General features: G+C 58.3%; 15 protein-coding genes. 6 read left to right on the forward strand and 9 right to left on the reverse strand.

Annotated elements, in window-relative coordinates:
• The 6 genes from ASG35_RS32340 to garD form a co-directional block, all read left to right on the forward strand.
• Window positions 1–328, forward strand: a 328-nt coding sequence (locus ASG35_RS32340; RefSeq protein ID WP_235527735.1) for a hypothetical protein, incomplete at its 5' end; no start/stop codon positions are given.
• 955 nt (window positions 329–1283) lie between these two features.
• Window positions 1284–2381, forward strand: a complete 1098-nt coding sequence (locus tag ASG35_RS26640) for an extracellular solute-binding protein (protein WP_235527763.1) — start codon at window positions 1284–1286, stop codon at window positions 2379–2381.
• 78 nt (window positions 2382–2459) lie between these two features.
• The gene (locus ASG35_RS26645) at window positions 2460–3539 is read left to right on the forward strand and encodes an ABC transporter ATP-binding protein (protein ID WP_056365989.1); all 1080 of its coding nucleotides are present in this window, start codon (window positions 2460–2462) and stop codon (window positions 3537–3539) included.
• Window positions 3536–4441: an ABC transporter permease gene (locus tag ASG35_RS26650; protein WP_056364759.1), complete on the forward strand. Its 906-nt coding sequence runs from the start codon at window positions 3536–3538 to the stop codon at window positions 4439–4441. The genes ASG35_RS26645 and ASG35_RS26650 overlap by 4 nt, the downstream gene beginning before the upstream one ends.
• On the forward strand, window positions 4441–5370 hold the full coding sequence (locus ASG35_RS26655) for an ABC transporter permease (RefSeq protein ID WP_056364761.1): 930 nt from the start codon (window positions 4441–4443) through the stop codon (window positions 5368–5370). The genes ASG35_RS26650 and ASG35_RS26655 overlap by 1 nt, the downstream gene beginning before the upstream one ends.
• 1337 nt (window positions 5371–6707) lie before the next feature.
• Entirely contained in the window at window positions 6708–8258 is a 1551-nt protein-coding gene (gene garD / locus ASG35_RS26660) for a galactarate dehydratase (RefSeq protein WP_056364763.1), read from the forward strand.
• A gap of 10 nt (window positions 8259–8268) precedes the next feature.
• Here garD and moeB read toward each other — a convergent pair whose 3' ends face one another.
• The 9 genes from moeB to aceB are packed head-to-tail and all read right to left on the reverse strand — an operon-like array spanning window position 8269 to window position 17729.
• On the reverse strand, window positions 8269–9396 hold the full coding sequence (gene moeB, locus ASG35_RS26665; RefSeq protein ID WP_056364766.1) for a molybdopterin-synthase adenylyltransferase MoeB: 1128 nt from the start codon (window positions 9394–9396) through the stop codon (window positions 8269–8271).
• A gap of 22 nt (window positions 9397–9418) precedes the next feature.
• Window positions 9419–10633, reverse strand: a complete 1215-nt coding sequence (locus tag ASG35_RS26670; RefSeq protein ID WP_056364769.1) for an acyl-CoA reductase — start codon at window positions 10631–10633, stop codon at window positions 9419–9421.
• Window positions 10630–12048 (reverse strand): AMP-binding protein, encoded by a 1419-nt coding sequence (locus tag ASG35_RS26675; protein ID WP_056364772.1) that lies wholly within the window; start codon window positions 12046–12048, stop codon window positions 10630–10632. The genes ASG35_RS26670 and ASG35_RS26675 overlap by 4 nt, the downstream gene beginning before the upstream one ends.
• Window positions 12045–12797, reverse strand: coding sequence for an SDR family oxidoreductase (locus ASG35_RS26680; RefSeq protein ID WP_056365990.1), 753 nt, complete (start codon window positions 12795–12797; stop codon window positions 12045–12047). The genes ASG35_RS26675 and ASG35_RS26680 overlap by 4 nt, the downstream gene beginning before the upstream one ends.
• Before the next feature lie 25 nt (window positions 12798–12822).
• Window positions 12823–13590, reverse strand: a complete 768-nt coding sequence (gene fabI, locus ASG35_RS26685; protein ID WP_056364774.1) for an enoyl-ACP reductase FabI — start codon at window positions 13588–13590, stop codon at window positions 12823–12825.
• A complete protein-coding gene (locus ASG35_RS26690; RefSeq protein WP_082508633.1) occupies window positions 13587–14681 on the reverse strand; it encodes a LuxE/PaaK family acyltransferase in 1095 nt (364 codons plus the stop codon). The genes fabI and ASG35_RS26690 overlap by 4 nt, the downstream gene beginning before the upstream one ends.
• A gap of 4 nt (window positions 14682–14685) precedes the next feature.
• On the reverse strand, window positions 14686–14925 hold the full coding sequence (locus ASG35_RS26695; RefSeq protein ID WP_056364778.1) for an acyl carrier protein: 240 nt from the start codon (window positions 14923–14925) through the stop codon (window positions 14686–14688).
• Window positions 14926–14968: 43 nt separating this feature from the next.
• Window positions 14969–15232 (reverse strand): MoaD/ThiS family protein, encoded by a 264-nt coding sequence (locus ASG35_RS26700; RefSeq protein ID WP_056364782.1) that lies wholly within the window; start codon window positions 15230–15232, stop codon window positions 14969–14971.
• 22 nt (window positions 15233–15254) lie between these two features.
• Complete coding sequence (aceB, locus tag ASG35_RS31110) at window positions 15255–17729, reverse strand: malate synthase A (RefSeq protein ID WP_082508634.1); 2475 nt, start codon at window positions 17727–17729, stop codon at window positions 15255–15257.
• Between the last annotated feature and the right edge of the window lie 60 nt (window positions 17730–17789).

A 17789-nucleotide genomic window follows, 5' to 3' on the forward strand; every position in this document is an offset into this window, starting at 1 on the left:
GTCTGCGCCGCCGTTGTTGGCCGTGGGCAGGAAAGGAAAACTAATCAACATAGAAATAATCCTGTGGTCACACGGAGAACGGAAGCTTGTCGCTGTACATGAATGTGATGTTTGTAAAAATGTAATTTCGATTTCAAGTCGAATGGGGCCCGCTTGTTCCGTTGTCTCTTTTGTTGCTGCGACGCAAATTGCGCCGTATGAAAACCATCTTCGTCGACTGCTTGATGTGATTGTATTTTTACGTCTCGTCGACTCCGCAGATAGTGGTCAATTTATGTTTGAAGTTACGAAACGTCGGGTCAAAGCAAAGGCTTGTAGCTTTTATTAAAACAGCTCAAATTTATTCGAGTCAAGGAAAACAGAGTTCGAAATAGTTTTGAGATAATGCGGTGAATAAAGAGATTTAATCGAACGCTCGGGAAGATTCTTTAGATGTATGGGAAATTAATTAATCGTTAAAAACCAGACGCATAGAAAATCTCTGCGCCATTCGATACAAGCTTATTTTCATTTTGAGATATTTTCGCGACATTTTGAGATCCGCGGAGTGTGGCGAATCTTAGCCGGTTCGCGAAAATCAACCTACCAGACTTGTGACAACACATAGTCCTGTTACTGATCCACGTAGCTTAAGCCGAATGAGGATTGACCCCGTTACCTAGCTTTTAGAAACAAAAATTATGGATTGCGGCTCTGCGCTTCGTTCGTGTCAACAAAAGCCCCGCAAGCGTCAAGCTGATCGGCGCCGCTAATCGCAAGCTTGCCCGGCGTCATCGCTCGTTGGGAGGCTAAGTGTCTTATTGTCTAGGCCAGTATCGTACAGGTCGCATCCAACTCGCTTGAAACATAGGTTGTCGTACAACATGTAATTTCTGTGGCGAAGAAAATGCGTACGGCTGTCAAATCTAGCGCCAGACGCCGAGTCCTATCTCACTTCCTGCAAGGTCCGACCCACCGAGCTTTTCGGCCTTGCAGCCTTAACTTTTAAACTCACCCCGAACCTTACGTTTAAGGGTTAACGGTTATGGAAAGCGCCGTGCGTCCCGGTTATGTTCTCATACGACAACATACATCGATAAACGCGCTGTAAAGAGCGTCCGCATCGGCTGAAACAGGCCGAATGGCCGGCATCGGCCCCAAATCGATCCGCATAAAATTCATATGAAGAGCGAGGAGACGAAATGATTCTGTCCGGCCGTTTATTGGCTAGATTCTCAACGAAGCTGACCGCGGTGTGCGGCGCCTTGAGCGCGGTCGCGGCCATTGCCGTGATCGCCACGCCTATGGCGCACGCGGCCGATCCTGTATCGATCAACATTGTCGACGTCGCGGGTAACTTGCAGCTCACGCAAAAAGCGTTCGAAGCGTTCAAGGCGAAGAATCCGCAACTCGTTTCCAACATCACGTTCACCAACGCGCCCGCGCCGCAATTGCCCGGCAAGATCAAGGCAATGCAGGCTGCCGGACGTTCCGATATCGACCTCGTGCTGACTGGCACGGACGCGCTGGCTGCGGGTATCGAACAGAAGCTGTGGATGAAACTGCTTCCCGAGCAATCGGCCGCATTCCCGGGCGTCCTCGATAAATACGCGCCCGGCCCGCGCAAGATGCAGGACGTGGCGCAGGGTTATGGCATTGAAGTGACGTACATGCCGGCCGGTCCGCTGATCGAGTACAACCCGGCAAAGGTCACCGATCCGCCGAAGACGCCCGAGCAACTGCTCGCGTGGTGCAAGGCGCATCCGGACAAGCTCATCTATGCACGTCCGGCGAATTCCGGTCCGGGGCGAACCTTCCTGATGGGCTTGCCCTACGTTCTCGGCGACAAGGACCCGCGCGATCCCATCAACGGCTGGGACAAGACGTGGGCATTCCTCAAGCAATTAAATGATTGCATTCCTTACTATCCGGGTGGAACGTCGGCGGTGATGAAGGAACTGGGCGAAGGCTCGCGCGACATGACGTTGACCGTGACGGGCTGGGACATCAACCCGCGTGCGCTGGGTCTCGTGCCGGCGGAATTCAAGGTTCAGGCCTTCGACAACATGACGTGGGTGAACGATGCCCATTACATGGTGATCCCGAACGGCGTGCCGAAGGAAAAGCTCGACGTGCTCTACAAGATGATGAACTTCATGCTCGAGCCGGCGCAGCAGGCCATGACTTTCGACGATGGTTATTTCTATCCGGGCCCTGCAGTGAAGGGCGTAACCATCGAATCGGCGCCCGCGAAAAGCCAGGACGTGATCAAAAAGTACGGCCGCCCGGAATACGCGAAACTGCTGGCCGACCGTCCGCACGTGGTGCCGTTGAGCGCGACCGCGATGGTCGCCGCGTTCCAGAAGTGGGACCGCGAGATCGGATCGCAAAAGTCGAAGTAAACGCCTGAAGCCGTGCGGTTTTGGTTAAGCCGCACGGCGTCGTTATCAGCTTCACGAATGAAGTATCAGGAACCAGCCATGAAACATCAGTTCGATGAGTTGCGACTCGATTCCGTCAGCCGCAGTTTCATGAACACCGAAGGCCAGGCGGTCGCGGCGTTGCGCGGACTCGCATTGAATATCCAGCGCGGCGAGTTCATCGCGTTGCTGGGACCTTCCGGATGCGGCAAGTCGACGGCGCTTAATTGCATCGCCGGATTGCAGCCCTTGACCGGCGGCAAGATCTGGCTCGATACGCAGCGTATCGATGTCCTGCCGCCAGAGAAACGCGGCTTCGGTATGGTGTTCCAGAACTACGCGTTGTTCCCGCACATGTCGGTGCTCGACAACGTCGGTTTCGGCCTCAAGATGCGCGGCGTGGCGAAAAGCGAAGCCGCGCGCCGCGCGTTCGAGGCGCTGCAGATGGTGCAACTCGTGGGACAGGAAAAGAAATTGCCGGGGCAGTTATCGGGCGGTCAGCAACAGCGCGTTGCAATTGCACGGGCGATCGTGATCGAACCGTCGCTCGTGTTGATGGATGAACCGCTATCGAATCTCGATACCAAACTTCGCATTGAAATGCGTGCTGAAATCCGGCGCATTCATAGTCAGCTCGGCCGCGCGACCATCTATGTGACGCACGATCAGGACGAGGCGTTGTCGATGGCGGATCGTATCGTGGTGATGCGTGAAGGCACCGTACAGCAGGTTGCGTCGCCGAAGGAAATCTATGAGCGGCCAGGCAACCTGCATGTGGCGCGTTTCATGGGATATCGGAACGTGGCTGAGTTCACGCTCGAAGGCATGGCGGGTGAGGGCGTTGCTGTCAACGCGAACGGCGTGCGCCTGACCGGCATGCCGATGGCAGGTTTCAACAGCAAGCGCGTGAGCGTTGCAATGCGCCCTGAAGATATCGACCGTGCTTCTCCGGGTGCGGAGAATGCGTTCAATGCCGAAGTGCTGACGGTTGAGTACGGCGGCCAGGATTCGCTGATTCGCGTGAAGGCTGCGTTTGGTCTGCTGTGGGCGCGCGTGACCGGCGATGTTGCCGTTGGCGACGTCGTCACGCTTCGCGTTCCGCCATCGCGCACGCTGGTGTATGAAGGGGAAGCGCAATGAGTTCGCCACCGCTGCCGCTGCCTGATTCGCTGCCTGATTCGCCGCCCAACGCGGTGCCGCGCGATGCCAAGGCGTGGCTCGTTTCGCCGGCGCTGATCTTCATCCTCGCGTTGTTTGTTTATCCGTTCATCTACGGCCTGGTGCTTTCGTTCCAGCCGATGAACGGCGGTTCCGCGTTCGCCAACTACATCGCGTTTTTCACCGATACCGCGATGTGGCCCACGATCATCGTCACGTTGAAGCTTGCGGTTCCGGCGACGATCATCAACGTGGGTTTATCGGTTCCTGTCGCGTTTGCGTTGCGGCGCAATTCGCCGTACCAGAAGTTCGTGACCACGTTGCTCGTGATTCCGGTGACGCTCGGCACGGTGTTGATCGCGGATGGCATGCTGACGTATTTCGGACCCAACGGCTGGTTCTCGCAAGCGGTGCACGGTCTGCATTTTTACCGCGACGAAGTCAGGCTCACGCATAACTATTGGGGCGTGTTGATATCGCTGATCGTATCGGGATTTCCGTTTGCGTTCTTGCTGACGCTTTCGTATGTGACCGGTATCGATCCGACGCTTGCGCGTGCGGCCGCTACGCTTGGCGCAAGTCCGTGGCAGCAGTTCAGGCAAATCTATTTGCCGCTCTTGATGCCCGGGCTGACCATGGCCGCGTGTTTATCGTTCGTGCAGGCGTTCTCGGTGTTTCCTTCGGCGGTGCTGCTTGGCGCGCCGGCCGGACCTACGCGTGTGATATCGATCGCCGCTGCAGAAGCCGCGTTCGAGAACTACGATTATTCGCTTGCATCCGCCATCGCGATGGTCATGGGCTTCGTGCAATTGCTGGTGGTGGCCGGAATGCTCGGCACGCGGCGCTTCTTCTACACAGGTCCGGTGACCGGAGGTAAAGGCTGATGGCAACCGATAATCATGCACCCGTGTGGTCCGCTTCCTCTCATGCTTCCGCGCCGGATAGCCGGAACGACGGCGCCCGGCCTGCCAAGCCGATGAAACCTCGTGTCAGCCTCGGCGATCGTATCTGGAAGATGTTCGTCTGGGGCGCGATGGCGTTTTTCCTCTTCAACGTGTTGCTGCTGATTGCGACTGTTGCCGTGAATTCGGTCGCGACACGCTGGTTTGGTACGTTGTTGCCGGCTGGCTTCACGCTGCACTGGTATGCGCAGGCCTGGGGCGACTTTCAGTTGGCGAGCGTGCTGTGGGTGACCATGGAGGTCGTGGGCGCGGTGGTGCTTTTATCCATTGCGCTTGGCGTGCCCGCGGCTTATGCGTTGGCTCGCGTGCAGTTTCGCGGCAAGCGTTTTGCGATGCTCGTGTTTCTGTTGCCGTTGATGGTTCCGCCTGTCACTTATGGGATTCCGATGGCAACCGTCATGTACAAGGTCGGGCTCGCGGGGACGCTGAGTGGCGTGATCTTGGCGAATCTGGTGCCGGCGTTGCCGTTTGTCATTCTTGTGATGACGCCGTTTATCGAGCAGATCGATCCTAATCTTGAGGCTGCAGCGCGGATTTTTGGGGCGAGTACTGCGAAGTATTTTCGATATGTGCTGTTGCCGTTGTTGATGCCTGGCATGCTCGCCGCGGGGTTGCTGGTGCTGGTTCGCACTATCGGGATGTTCGAGTTGACGTTTTTTACGGCGGGGCCGACGACGCAGACGTTGGTGGTTGCGCTGTACTACGCGGTGTTTTCGACGGGGGTGCGGGCGCCGCAATCGATTGACGCCATGGCGATGATTTATATGGCGATTACACTGGTGTGGGTGTTGATTGCGCTGCAGTTTGTCAGTCCGACGCAGTTGGTTTCACGGGTTAAGGAGCAGAGGTAAGACGGGCAGGGGGTGGTGCTGGGTTGTTGCTGCTTAGGTCTTCGCGGGTTATGTCGTGGCTGATTTCTTTAGCGCTGTTAGCCACTGACCGTGGTGGGACTTTATTTCACGAGGTTTAACGCTGGCGCGAGGACAGTTGTTTGTAGCGGTTGGGGTCGGGGTTGGTGCTGGGTTGCTGCTGCTTAGGTCTTCGCGGGTTTCTCGATGGCTGATTTCTTTAGCACTGTTAGCCACTGTCCGTGGCGGGACTTCATTTCTTTGTCCAACGGCGACAAAGAAACGAAGCAAAGAAAACGCCTCTCCACCGCTAATTCTTAATGTCCGTGGCGGGACTTCATTTCTTTGTCCAACGGCGACAAAGAAACGAAGCAAAGAAAACGCCTCTCCACCGCTAATTCTTAAGTGTCCACAGCGTGCCGTGACAACTGCGTGGCACGCAAGAAGCACCCTTAGCGCATAACCGCGCCTGGTTGAAACCCTCCCCCTCCGTTCGCGGATACCCACACGCTTCGCCACCAGTGTGGGAATCCACTAACCAGGCCTCCGCGCTGCGCGCGCTAGCGCCCAAACGGAACAAGCCGCGGTACTGGCGGCAAAGTCTGCAGTTCAAGATGCTTTGGCCAGTTATGAGCCCGCCTTTTCGTTATGCGTTGGACGGGTTTCCGTATTAACGGATTCCGACGCTGGTGGCGAAGCGTGTGGGTATCTGTTGCCGGAGGGGGAGGGTTTCAGGAGGATGTGGTTATGCGCTGAGGGTGCTTCTTGCGTGCCACGCAGTTGTCGTTGCACGCTGTGGACACTTAAGAATTAGCGGTTGGAAGGCGTTTTCTTTGCTTCGTTTCTTTGTCGCCGTTGGACAAAGAAATGAAGTCCCGCCACGGACACGTTTTCTTTGCTTCGTTTCTTTGTCGCCGTTGGACAAAGAAATGAAGTCCCGCCACGGACAGTGGCTAACAGTGATAAAGAAGTCAGCTAAGACAGAACTCGCGAAGGCCTAGGTAGCAACAACCCGGCATCAAACCTGACCGCTACAAACAAACGCCCGAGCGCCAGCGCCAAACCTTGTGAAATGAAGTCCCGCCACGGACAGTGGCTAACGGTGATAAAAAAGTCAGCTAAGACAGAACTCGCGAAGGCCCAAGCAGTAGCAACCCGGCATCACCCCCGACCACTACAAAAAAACCGCCCGAGCGCCAGCGCTAAACCTTGTGAAATGAAGTCCCGCCACGACCAGTGGCAATAGTGCAAACGAGAACAGCTAACATCAACCTCGCGAAGGCCCAAAAACCACCACCTCAACCCCACCCACGACCGCCCCTCGCCCGGAACCATCGAAAATGGAACAACCCCCTCACTACATCCGCGTCCATCCCCACGACAACGTCGCGATCATCGTCAACGACGGCGGCCTGCCCGAAGGCACAACCTTCCCCGATGGCCTGACACTGCGCGACCGCATCCCCCAAGGCCACAAGGTCGCGCTAACCGACCTGACCAAAAACGACCCCGTCGTACGCTACGACGTAACCATCGGTTATGCGCTCCAGGACCTGCCCAAAGGCAGCTGGATCAACGAGCACGTAATCCGCATGCCAGAACCGCCGGGTCTGGAAGCCCTGCCCATCGCAACCCGCGTCGCGCCCGCCATGCCGCCGCTCGAAGGCTTCACGTTCGAGGGATTCCGCAATGCCGATGGCACCGTCGGCTCGCGCAACATTCTCGCCATTACCACAACCGTGCAGTGTGTATCGGGCGTAGTCGAGCACGCGGTCGCGCGCATCAAGGCGGAATTGCTGCCGCGATATCCGAATGTGGATGATGTCGTCGGGCTCGAACACACGTATGGCTGCGGCGTGGCGATCGATGCAACCGATGCCATGGTCCCGATTCGAACCGTCCGAAACATCAGCCTGAATCCGAATTTCGGCGGCGAAGTGATGATGGTGAGCCTCGGTTGCGAAAAGCTCCAGCCCGAGCGCCTGATGCCCGCCGGCACCATCCCGATTGCAATGCAGGACGATGCGAACGGCGACGTTGTCGTACTGCAAGACAACGCGCACGTCGGCTTCCAGTCGATGATCGATTCCATCATGCACACGGCCACGCGCCATCTCGAACGTCTGAATCAGCGGAGGCGCGAAACATGCCCGGCATCGGATCTCGTGATCGGCGTGCAGTGCGGCGGCAGCGATGCGTTCTCCGGACTCACGGCCAACCCAGCAGTCGGTTTTGCGACCGACTTGCTGGTCCGGGCCGGCGCCACGGTGATGTTTTCCGAAGTCACCGAGGTTCGTGATGGCGTCGATCAACTGACGAGCCGCGCGGCGAACGCGGACGTCGCGCACGCGATCATCCGCGAGATGCAGTGGTACGACACTTACCTGAAGCGCGGCGGCGCGGACCGCAGCGCAAACACGACGCCGGGAAACAAGAAGGGCGGGTTATCGAATATCGTCGAAAAGGCGATGGGATCGATCATCAAGTCCGGCAATTCCGCGATCTCCGGCGTGCTTTCGCCGGGCGAGAAAGTGAAGCAGAAAGGCTTGATCTTTGCAGCAACGCCGGCAAGCGATTTTATTTGCGGCACGCTGCAAGTGGCAGCCGGTATCAACCTGCATGTGTTCACCACCGGACGTGGCACGCCGTACAGCCTTGCAGAAGTGCCCGTCATCAAGATGGCGACACGGTCGGATCTCGCGCGCCGCTGGCACGATCTGATGGACATCGATGCCGGACGCATCGCAACGGGCGATGCAACCATTGAAGATGTCGGCTGGGAATTGTTCCGGCTGATGCTCGATGTCGCAAGCGGCCGGACAAAAACGTGCGCGGAAAAGCTGAAGTTGCATAACGCACTGACGCTGTTCAACCCCGCGCCGGTGACGTGATCCGGGTTGCTTAGGGCGATGCGCAAGCTGCGGGGATATCGACGTAATCGTCCGACGTCACGTTGTCGCCGCAGCGTGGACATGCGGGATCGCGCATCAATTTCATGCGGTTGAATCGCATGCCGAGTGCATCGAACTGAAGCAAGGTTCCTGATAGCGAGTTCCCGAGCGCGAGGATTAGCTTGATGGCTTCAACCGCTTGCAACATGCCGATCACGCCTGGCAAGACGCCCAGCACGCCGGCTTCGGCGCAGTTCGGTGCGAGCGCGGCAGACGGCGGTTCGGGGAACAGGCACCGATAACAACTGCCGCCTTCGTGCGCAGGCCAGAAGACGCTAACCTGGCCATCGAAGCCTTGCACCGCGCCATACACGAGCGGTATGCCGAGGCGTACGCATGCGTCGTTGACGAGGTATCGCGTGGAGAAATTATCGGAGCCGTCTATCACAACGTCATGTCCTCGAAGCAATTCCTCGACATTCGATGCAAGCAGCCGTGTTTGCTTCGCATCGATTAAAACGTCGGGATTGAGCGCCTGCAGAGTCCGTTGCCCGGACTCCACTTTAGGCGCACCGACATCAACCGACCGATGCAACACCTGGCGTTGAAGATTGCTCAGATCGACGAGATCGTCGTCTATCAAAGTGATCCGTCCGACTCCCGCCGCCGTCAGGTATAAAGCCACGGGCGAGCCAAGGCCGCCCGCACCGATCAGCGCAACGCGCGCAGCGCCAAGTTTGCGCTGCCCAATCAACCCGACTTCTTGCAATTTCAAGTGTCGCGAATAACGTTCTAGAAAAGCGGCGTCGGCGGTGGGCGCGCTCATCGGGAAGCCTTCCAGCTTCCAGCGAGTCGTGCCGCCGCTGACGGAGAAGACGTGGGAGTATCCCTTTGATTGCAGTGCTTTCGCGCATTGCAAGGAGCGTGCGCCGGCCGCGCATATCAGTAGGATTTCGGCAGCAGGGTCCGATAACCAGGCCGATGGATTTGCTTCGAGTTGCGACCGGCTAACGCCCGATGCGCCTTCGGCCATGCCGGCAGCACGCTCACCGTCCTCGCGCACGTCGACGAGCGTCGCACCGGATTGTTGGCGTTCGCGTGCTTGGTCAGGGGAAAGTTCGACAACTATGGCATTCATGAGAGTGCTCCTTCTTGCTGTTTTAATCCACGGTGACCAGACGTGTGAACTCACGCAGAAGATCGTGTCCGTCCCAGATCGAAGAAAATTCGAGCGCGCGGCCCATGGGCACGATGCGGTCGATACCACGTCCCGCAACTTCGCGGCCGAATAACATCATTTCAGCAGGCGTGAAGCCGAAATAGCTCAACGTCTGATCCTGACGCTGCAGTAGCGGCGCAATGTCATTCAGTGACGCCACGCGATATTGCGGGAACGTTCCGGCGCCGAGCCACCTTCGTGGAAGGTGAACTGGCTCTGCAAGCTGAACGACTGCGATCTCATTTTCGATGAATCGCACTTCGCGGGCTATGCCTTCAGCGGCAAGACCGTAGACCGCAACGTGCTTTTCGATTGCCATGGCTGCGTCGACACGAGGCCCGCGAATTTCGACCACCTGCCTCAGCAAATCGAAGAATGCTTGCTGGGCCACGCTGACCGACGACACTGATCCTACCCAGAATATGGTACCCGGTGACGAGCAAGCTGCTTGATCGAAAAGATAGGCATCCGAATGAAATGATTCGACGGCGCGAAGCCGACTCGTCGCGTCAGTGGCAAGAAATGAATCCGCCGAAATCGCGGCAAACGATGAACGGTTGGGAAACGGTAAGTCGCGCGCTGCGGGTTGCAACGGCGAGCGACGAATTTCCTGGATCGCCCGGTCTCCTCCCCACATCACGCGCAGGTTGCAGGCGGCAGAAAGGGCGTTGGTGATGTTTTCTTCGCTATGGTCGTAGCTTATGATCCGCTGCGTTCGTGCGATCACCGGCGAAGACGCTTCAAGCGTTTGGACGAGCACGTCGAGTATGACCCGCGCCGCCTCGCCTCCTCGCGCTGAAAGCCGGACGACGTTGCAATTGCCTGTCAACGCGGCAAGCGCCCAGGAATACACGAAAACGGTATCGGCATTGCCTGGTGCAACATGGAAAATGAGGCCACGGGGAAATCGCAACTGGCGATCGGTTGTATTGATACGAGCAAGTTCCGCAGTCAAATGGCCGCGGCGAAGATAAGCCCCGAGCGCTCCAAGCTCCGGATGACGCCGGGCAATTGCAGGTGCGCGAAGCCGCTGGCCGGCTGTATCGAGGAAAGAAAGCATACGTTCGTCGCCGACCTGCAAATCGGGCCCACCGATGGAATCGAGCAACGCGGATGCATCGAGCGGCGCAGCTGGCGGGAACAACTGGCGGATCATTGGGGAACCTCGTTACTCGCCTTGGTGATCAGCGCACGATAATCGATCTTTCCGTTGCTAAGCGCGGGCAATGCGCCGATGCCGAAAGCGCGGACTCCATGGCGATTCACGTTCAGTTGTTCAGCGACGCGCTTGGAAAGCACCGCGAGTTTTTCCGTGTCAGTTTCGCCTTCGCACCAGATCACGATGGTTTCGTCCTCGAGCGACACGGCCGCCGTCATTCCGCGTGCACCGGCTTCGGCTGCAAGACGTTCAACTGCGTCCAGATTGATGCGTTGACCAAAGAGCTTTGCAATACGTTTGAGACGGCCTTCGAGAAAAAGGTAGCCATCCTGATCAAAATGACCGATATCGCCGGTTCGCAACATGCCGTGGTGATCGTCGCCGCGAGCAAGATCGACGGCGCTATCGGCATAACCCATCATGACGCCGGGACCGCGAAATACGACCTCGCCCGAAGCGTCCGCTTTCTGCGTCTCCTCGCCGGATTCGAGTCGTATAGAAAGTGCGCTGCCCGGCACCGCAAGACCGACCGAGCCCGCTTTCGATGCAATCTTGACAGGCGGCAATATCGCCATGCGGGCTGTCGCTTCGGTTTGCCCGTACATCAGGAAAAAGCGGCCCTGCACTCGGTCGATGTCACCGGCTAACTGTGCGATCAATTCGGGCCGCATGCGGCTCCCCGACTGGGTGAGCGTGCGCAAGGAGGGATGCATTGAAGGCGTCCATCGCAAGCGCGATAGCAACTCGTACACGTGCGACACGGCCGCGAACGAGCTTGCGCAATATGTATCGCAGGCAGCCCAGAATTCCGGACCGATGACAGGGTGCGGCGTCACGATAATGGTCGCGCCGGCGAGCAGATGACTGTTCAATACCGAAAGCCCATAGCCCAGGTGAAACGGCAAACTGGTCGGGGCGATCTCGCGCGACGTGATGTCGAGCGCGCGCACAATTGCGCCGGCGTTGGCGTACACGCCGTGACGCGACAGCCGCACCATACGGGCGGCGCCCGTCGACCCGGAAGTGGTCATGAGCAACGCGAGGTCCGGGTGAACGGCCGCGGCGGGCGACTTCCGTACCCACCCCGGAACTTCGCGGCGATATCCCTCGCTCACCGGTGCCTGGATTGCGGGTTGCCACACACCTGCGGGTTCGAATCGAGTCGTCAACTCGGCCAGTGTGGCCGAGTCGATCTGCGGATCGAGCAACGCGATTGGCCGTCGTCTGCGAAGTGCGGCGAGATAACGGCAAATGGTATCGATGGTCCAGGGCGCAGGGAGGAAAACGAGCCCCTCCGGCATGGCGCGCAACTCCAACTCCATTGCAAGGATCCGTTTTGCAAGGTCAGGCCCGGCGAGCGTCGAGCCGTTGGTGGCATCTATAAGGCGAACATCGGCACCGAACGTGTTCATAATGCCAGTCCTCCATCTACGCCTATTATTTGTCCGGTAACGAACGACGCGGCGTCGCTGAGCAGAAAGGCGATCACCATTGCGACCTCGGAAGCGCTGCCTGTACGGCGTAGCGAGGTCTGCGCGCGACGTGCTGCAATGACATCGGCGGGAACGGACGCGAGCACGTCGGTATCGATCAACCCGGGCGCCACGGCGTTCACGCGAATGCCTAAAGGCCCCAGCTCCTTCGCTGCCGATTTGGCGAGCGCCGCGATGCCGGCTTTGGTTGCCGCATAAATGGTTTGTCCTGCGGCGCCGCGCTCGCCGACGAGAGAACCCAGCAGCACGATGGCGCCGCGTCGTCGTCGCATCATCACCTTTGCGGTGACCTGTAATGCTTCCGCTACGCCTAGCAGGTTCACGTCGAGCAGACGACGCGCGACCGATTCCTGCGTCAATCCAAGCGGCGTGCTTTGCATGAAACCGGCGCTGACAAGCATCACATCGATACCGCCATGCTCGGCGGCAATCGACTTGATCGCCACGCTGATCGATGCATAGTCAGCGAGATCGAGCGCATGACCCGCTGCTCGCACGCCATACGCCGCGCTGATCTGGCGAGCCTCGTTGTCCGCTCGTTCCCGGTCGGTGCCGGTCACGATCACGGTTGCGCCTGCTGCGGCGAGTACGCGAGCGCTTGCCTGCCCGATACCGCGCGTGCCGCCAATTACCACGGCAATGCGAGTAGGAGAATCCGTCGGTTGCATCGAATCATCCTGGATAGGGTTCATGTCAGATGCCGATAGTGTGAAAGCCACCATCGGCATGGACGATTTCGCCACTCGTGACGGGGAACCAGTCGGACAGCAGCGCAACGCATGTGCGTGCAACGCCGTCCGCAGAGGTGGAGTTCCATCCGAGCGGCGCGCGTTCACGCCATGTGGCCGCGATGTCCGCGAAGCAGGGTTCGCCATGCGACGCCGCCGTGCGCAAAGGACCGGACGAAACGAGATTGACGCGCACGCCACGCGCGCCGAGGTCGCGGGCGAGATAACGAGCGGTAGCTTCCAGTCCCGCCTTCGCGACGCCCATCCAGCCATAGCCGGGCCAGGTGACGGAGGCATCGAAGTCGAGGCCCACGATCGCGCCGCCTTCGCGCATGAGCGGCAATACGGCGGCGACCAGCGCTTGCATTGAATAGGTGGATACCTGAAGGGTCGTCGAAACATCGCTCCAGGGTGTGCGGAGGAACTCGTTGCCGAGTACTGCGGAAGGCGCGAACGCGATCGAGTGCAACACGCCGTCGAGCCGCGGCACGTGAGCTTGCACGCGTTCCGCGAGCGTGGCGAGTTGCGAGGCATTGGTGACATCGAGTTCGATAACCGGCGCCGGGAAGGGCAAGCGGCTGGACGCGAGTTCGACCATATGCAGCCGGCCATGGCCGGTCAGGACCACCTGCGCGCCTTGTTCCTGCGCGTGTTTTGCGACGGCGAATGCAATCGACGCATGGTTGATCACGCCAGTGACGAGCAGATGTTTGCCTTCGAGCAGGCCGCTCATGGCCGCAGTCCAAAGGTTGTCTCAGGCCGCGTCTCAGGCGGCGTCTCGAGTAACTTAGCAGGCAACGTGTCGGCGCAACCGCGCGGCTCCGCTCGAGCGAGTCTGCCGAGAACGGAAAATCGTTTTCCCGGCCGCTCGCCATCGTCAACGCCATGCACGACTCCGCGATCCTCGGTCAACAGCACGTGTCCCGGATGCGCTCGCGGCACGGCGCTAATGACTTCGATTACGCCTTCCGTGCCTGTCGCTGCTTCTTTCCATGTGTGCGGATCGCGAACGATGACATCGGCGAACTCTGGGCAATACAGGCCATCGCCCGACGCCGATTCGACGTGGATCACGCCGCCTTGTTCCACCATGCCGTAGAAGTTATGGCATTGAGAAAGACCTGTCGCATTGCGAAAGCCGTTGCGAAACGCTTCCGGCGATACAGCCTGGTCCGCGAGCTTTTTCCAACCGCCCGTGTGCAGAAGCCGCGCGTGCGACAGGTCCGCTCCAGTGGACTTTGCGAACGAATAAAACTGCGTCCAGACGAGCGAGGTGAAGCCGAATATCAGAAAAGATTCACGGCCATGACGATGCAGGAAGTTCTCGACTGCAACCGTATCGATGTTGTTGTTTTTATCGAGTGCGAAGACATGGTCGCGGCCAATGTTCATCACACCCAGAACGGTTGCGCCACGAATGGAGAAGCGCTCTTCGCGCACGGCTGTTGGCGAATCGACGATCAGCATAGGCAACCGGCGAGGACCGGTCAGCGTTGCGAGCGTGGTGGTCAATGCGCGCCGCTGATATTCGGCCGCGTCGCGATCCAGTGCGATCCTGCTTACGTTGGAACTGGTCGTGCCCGATGAGGTCAGCACAGCCACTTCGTCGGACGTGGTGCTGACCAATCGATGCTCCTTGAAGAGGCGCACGGGCAGCCACGGCAGGTCCGCCAGCTGCTCGTATTTCCGGTCAACCGAGTGACCGATTGCATCGAGGATGCGCGCGTAGGGTGCGCACGTGCGCCGATGATGCTCGATCAGTTCGCGCATGATCGGCAGCAACTTGGCTTCGCGTATTTCCTGGCGATCGAGCGTTGTACTCATGGTGTCAATCTGGAACACCCAGCTCCCGAAGCATTTGCGCCGCGCCGTCGAACGTTTCCATTTTCAACGCGCGATCCGTGTCGATCTCGATCCGAAATTCTTCTTCTATCGACGAGATCAATAACACCGCGCCCAAAGAGTCCCAGCCGGGTGTCTCCTGGTAACGCAGGGACGAGTCGGGCAAACTCGCATCGATCTCAAGGACCGTGTTGAATATGGAGCGCAACCGGGTGTCGAGGGACATTGCAGATTCCTTTTTGTGAGCCGATGTTGCAGCGGAGGACGTATCAACCGCCGGAGATCGCGGTCATGATTTCGACGGAATCATTTGGCGTGAGCGGTCTGGAAATGTCGCCACGAATCACCTCGCTGTTGATTGCAAGGCGCATGGTTCGGCGAAACGCGAAGTCCTGATCCATCAGCAATTCCCTGAGTTCGGGATAGTCCGCAAACAGTGCGTTCAACGCATTGCCGAGGGTGCTTGCGTCATAAGCAAGCTGGCGACGGTAGCCTACGAAACGAAGCAACGAACCCGAAAAATTAAACGTCATGTGCCACTCCTTTTTCTTTCGGTCACGCGCACGAGAACACTTCTAAAGCGTCGCCGGCATCGGCCCCGGATGCAGTCATCAGCCGATGATGGAAATGGATTTCCTGGCCAACGCAATACGCGGTTGTGATGACGTAGCCACGATCGAAAAGCATGTAAGGACGCCGCAACCCGATGCTGATTCGTTCGATGCGTTGTGACAGGCCCGGCAGCAATGCCGGATGTGTGTCGAGCCATTGCATGACCATGGCTTCGCGACTGTCGCCAACGTAGTCGCAGACATGCTCGGAATACCACTGGTCGGCCACTTCACACGCATGCCGGTGAACGATGAAATCGTGCCGATATTCGATGATGCGTTCTGCGTCTTCGGGCACTTGCGGTGTTCCGCGATTCATCAGCGTAGGACGCTCGTGGATATCTGCGGGACTGTCCAGGAACATCGGCGCTAACCCGCTCGGCAGGCGGCCCGGCGCGGCCGCAAGCGTCTGCGGCGACTCTATGCGCACGCATACTTCTTGCATCGTGATCCGGGCGACTTGGTTTCCATGCTTCGTCGAGAGCAGTACATCAATATCTTGCAGCGTGTGAAACCCATGAGGATTCCAGGTGCTGACTCGCGTGACCACGTCCATGGTTTCGCAATCGAGGAAGCTGAACGGACCGAGATATTCGATGCTCAGACCAATGGGCACGAACCCGGTCAGATGATCACGAACGAGTGCAGCGTGAGACACGGCGTGTTCCATCAGCCACGCCGACCAGCCCATGAACCCGAAGGAGAAGGCGACTCTGGGCTTGAGCTGCAAGTTGGTGAACATCCCGCTGCTGCAGGTGAGAGCGGAGGTGGTTTGCCGTGCTGAGTTCATGCGAGGCGAACGCTCCTCATGCATTCCGTTCAGTCTGCGGTAGCCAGGGATGGTGAGGAAGTCCGGGAAGGCTTTGCCCATTGCGACTTCTTCAAAAAGTGCCTTGGCATTATCGAGGTCGCTTTCGGCGAGTGTTCCATCCGATGACTCACAGTATCGACTGATCTCCTCCGCCATCAAGGCACGCACCACATCGTGGCTGATCAGGCGGCCGTCCTGAAGACGTGCGCCGTGTTGCAGCCATTGCCATATCTGAGAGCGTGAAATCTCGACGGTCGCCGCGCCTTCCATCAGGCCAAAAAGTCGTACGGACCCTCGGCCGCGCAGCCATGCCTCCAGATAGCGGATCGAAATCGCGATGTTGCTTCGCAATCCTTGCTCGGTAATGTGTCCGCCGATTGGACTGGCGGGCATGAGATCCGCCGCCGATATAGGCGCGCCAGCGTGCATCCGGCCAATCTGATTTGGCCGCCGGTCGAGCACAGGATCGAAAGCGTCGTGGCACACCTTGACGAAATCCGGATGGACCACCCACGTCCCGTCGAATCCTTGCGCGGCTTCATGTTCTTTGTCCCGCCGCACGACATTTATCGCCTGTGCACGTGCGTCTACATCGGACCGGTCCGGAATCTGCGTTGCTACGCCCCCGAGTGCATGCGTTCCCCTTTTATGGCAGGTCCGGATCAAAAGCTCGGTGTATGCGCGCATGAACGGCAAGCTCATGGTCAAATCCGAGCGGTCTGGAAGAACACAGTCTTCGCGATTGCGGAATTCCTTCGCGATACTGAAGAAATAGTCCCATCGTCCTGCCGTCAGGCCAGCCGCATGAGGACCGAGGACATGGAGGATTTCCTCCATTTCATACGCCGCTCCAATATGCTCGATGATCACGGTGGCGCGAATAGTCCCATGCGGCATGCCGGCCCAATCTTCCGCGAACTCGAAGACATCGTTCCACAAACGCGCATCCAGATGATTCTCGAGCTTGGGAAGATAGAAGTAGGGACCGCTGCCGTGTTCCAGTTGCTTGCTCGCGCAATGGAAGAAGTACAGGCCGAAGTCCACAAGGCTTGCCGACGCAGCGTGTCCGTCAACTAACAGATGATCTTCGGGAAGGTGCCATCCGCGCGGCCGCACGACTATGGCCGTGGCGTTGTTTTCGAGTTCATATAGCTTGCCGTGTGGATCGAGATAACTAATAGTTCCGGCTACGGCGTCCTTCAGATTACGCTGGCTGACCATTGCGTTCTGCCAGGTCGGAGACATTGCGTCTTCAAGATCAGCCACCCAAACTTGAGCCCCGGCATTCAGCGCGTTGATGACGACTTTTCGGCTGTCGGCTGTGCTTGCTATTTCCACGCGACGGTCGATGAGATCGCTTGGAGCCGAAGGTACACGCCAGGCGGGATCGTTTCGGATATTCGCGGTAATAGGGAGGAATCCGAATCTATTTCCATCTTGGCGCTGACGTGAAGAATTTTGTCGGGCCTGAAGAACTTCTCTGCGCCGAGCCGTAAACTCGCGATCCAGCGCCGCTATAAATGCCAGCGCTTCCTCGGATAACACATCGGCAAAGGGATCTGCCGCATCAATCCGAACTGAGCGGCTTGCATAGGTCGATGGAACCAACTGGAACTCCCGAAAGTTTATTCCGCGCGTTCTATGCCCGCTTCAAGCGAGCGGCTGGAA

The organism is Burkholderia sp. Leaf177 (genome assembly GCF_001424345.1).
GTDB lineage: Bacteria > Pseudomonadota > Gammaproteobacteria > Burkholderiales > Burkholderiaceae > Caballeronia.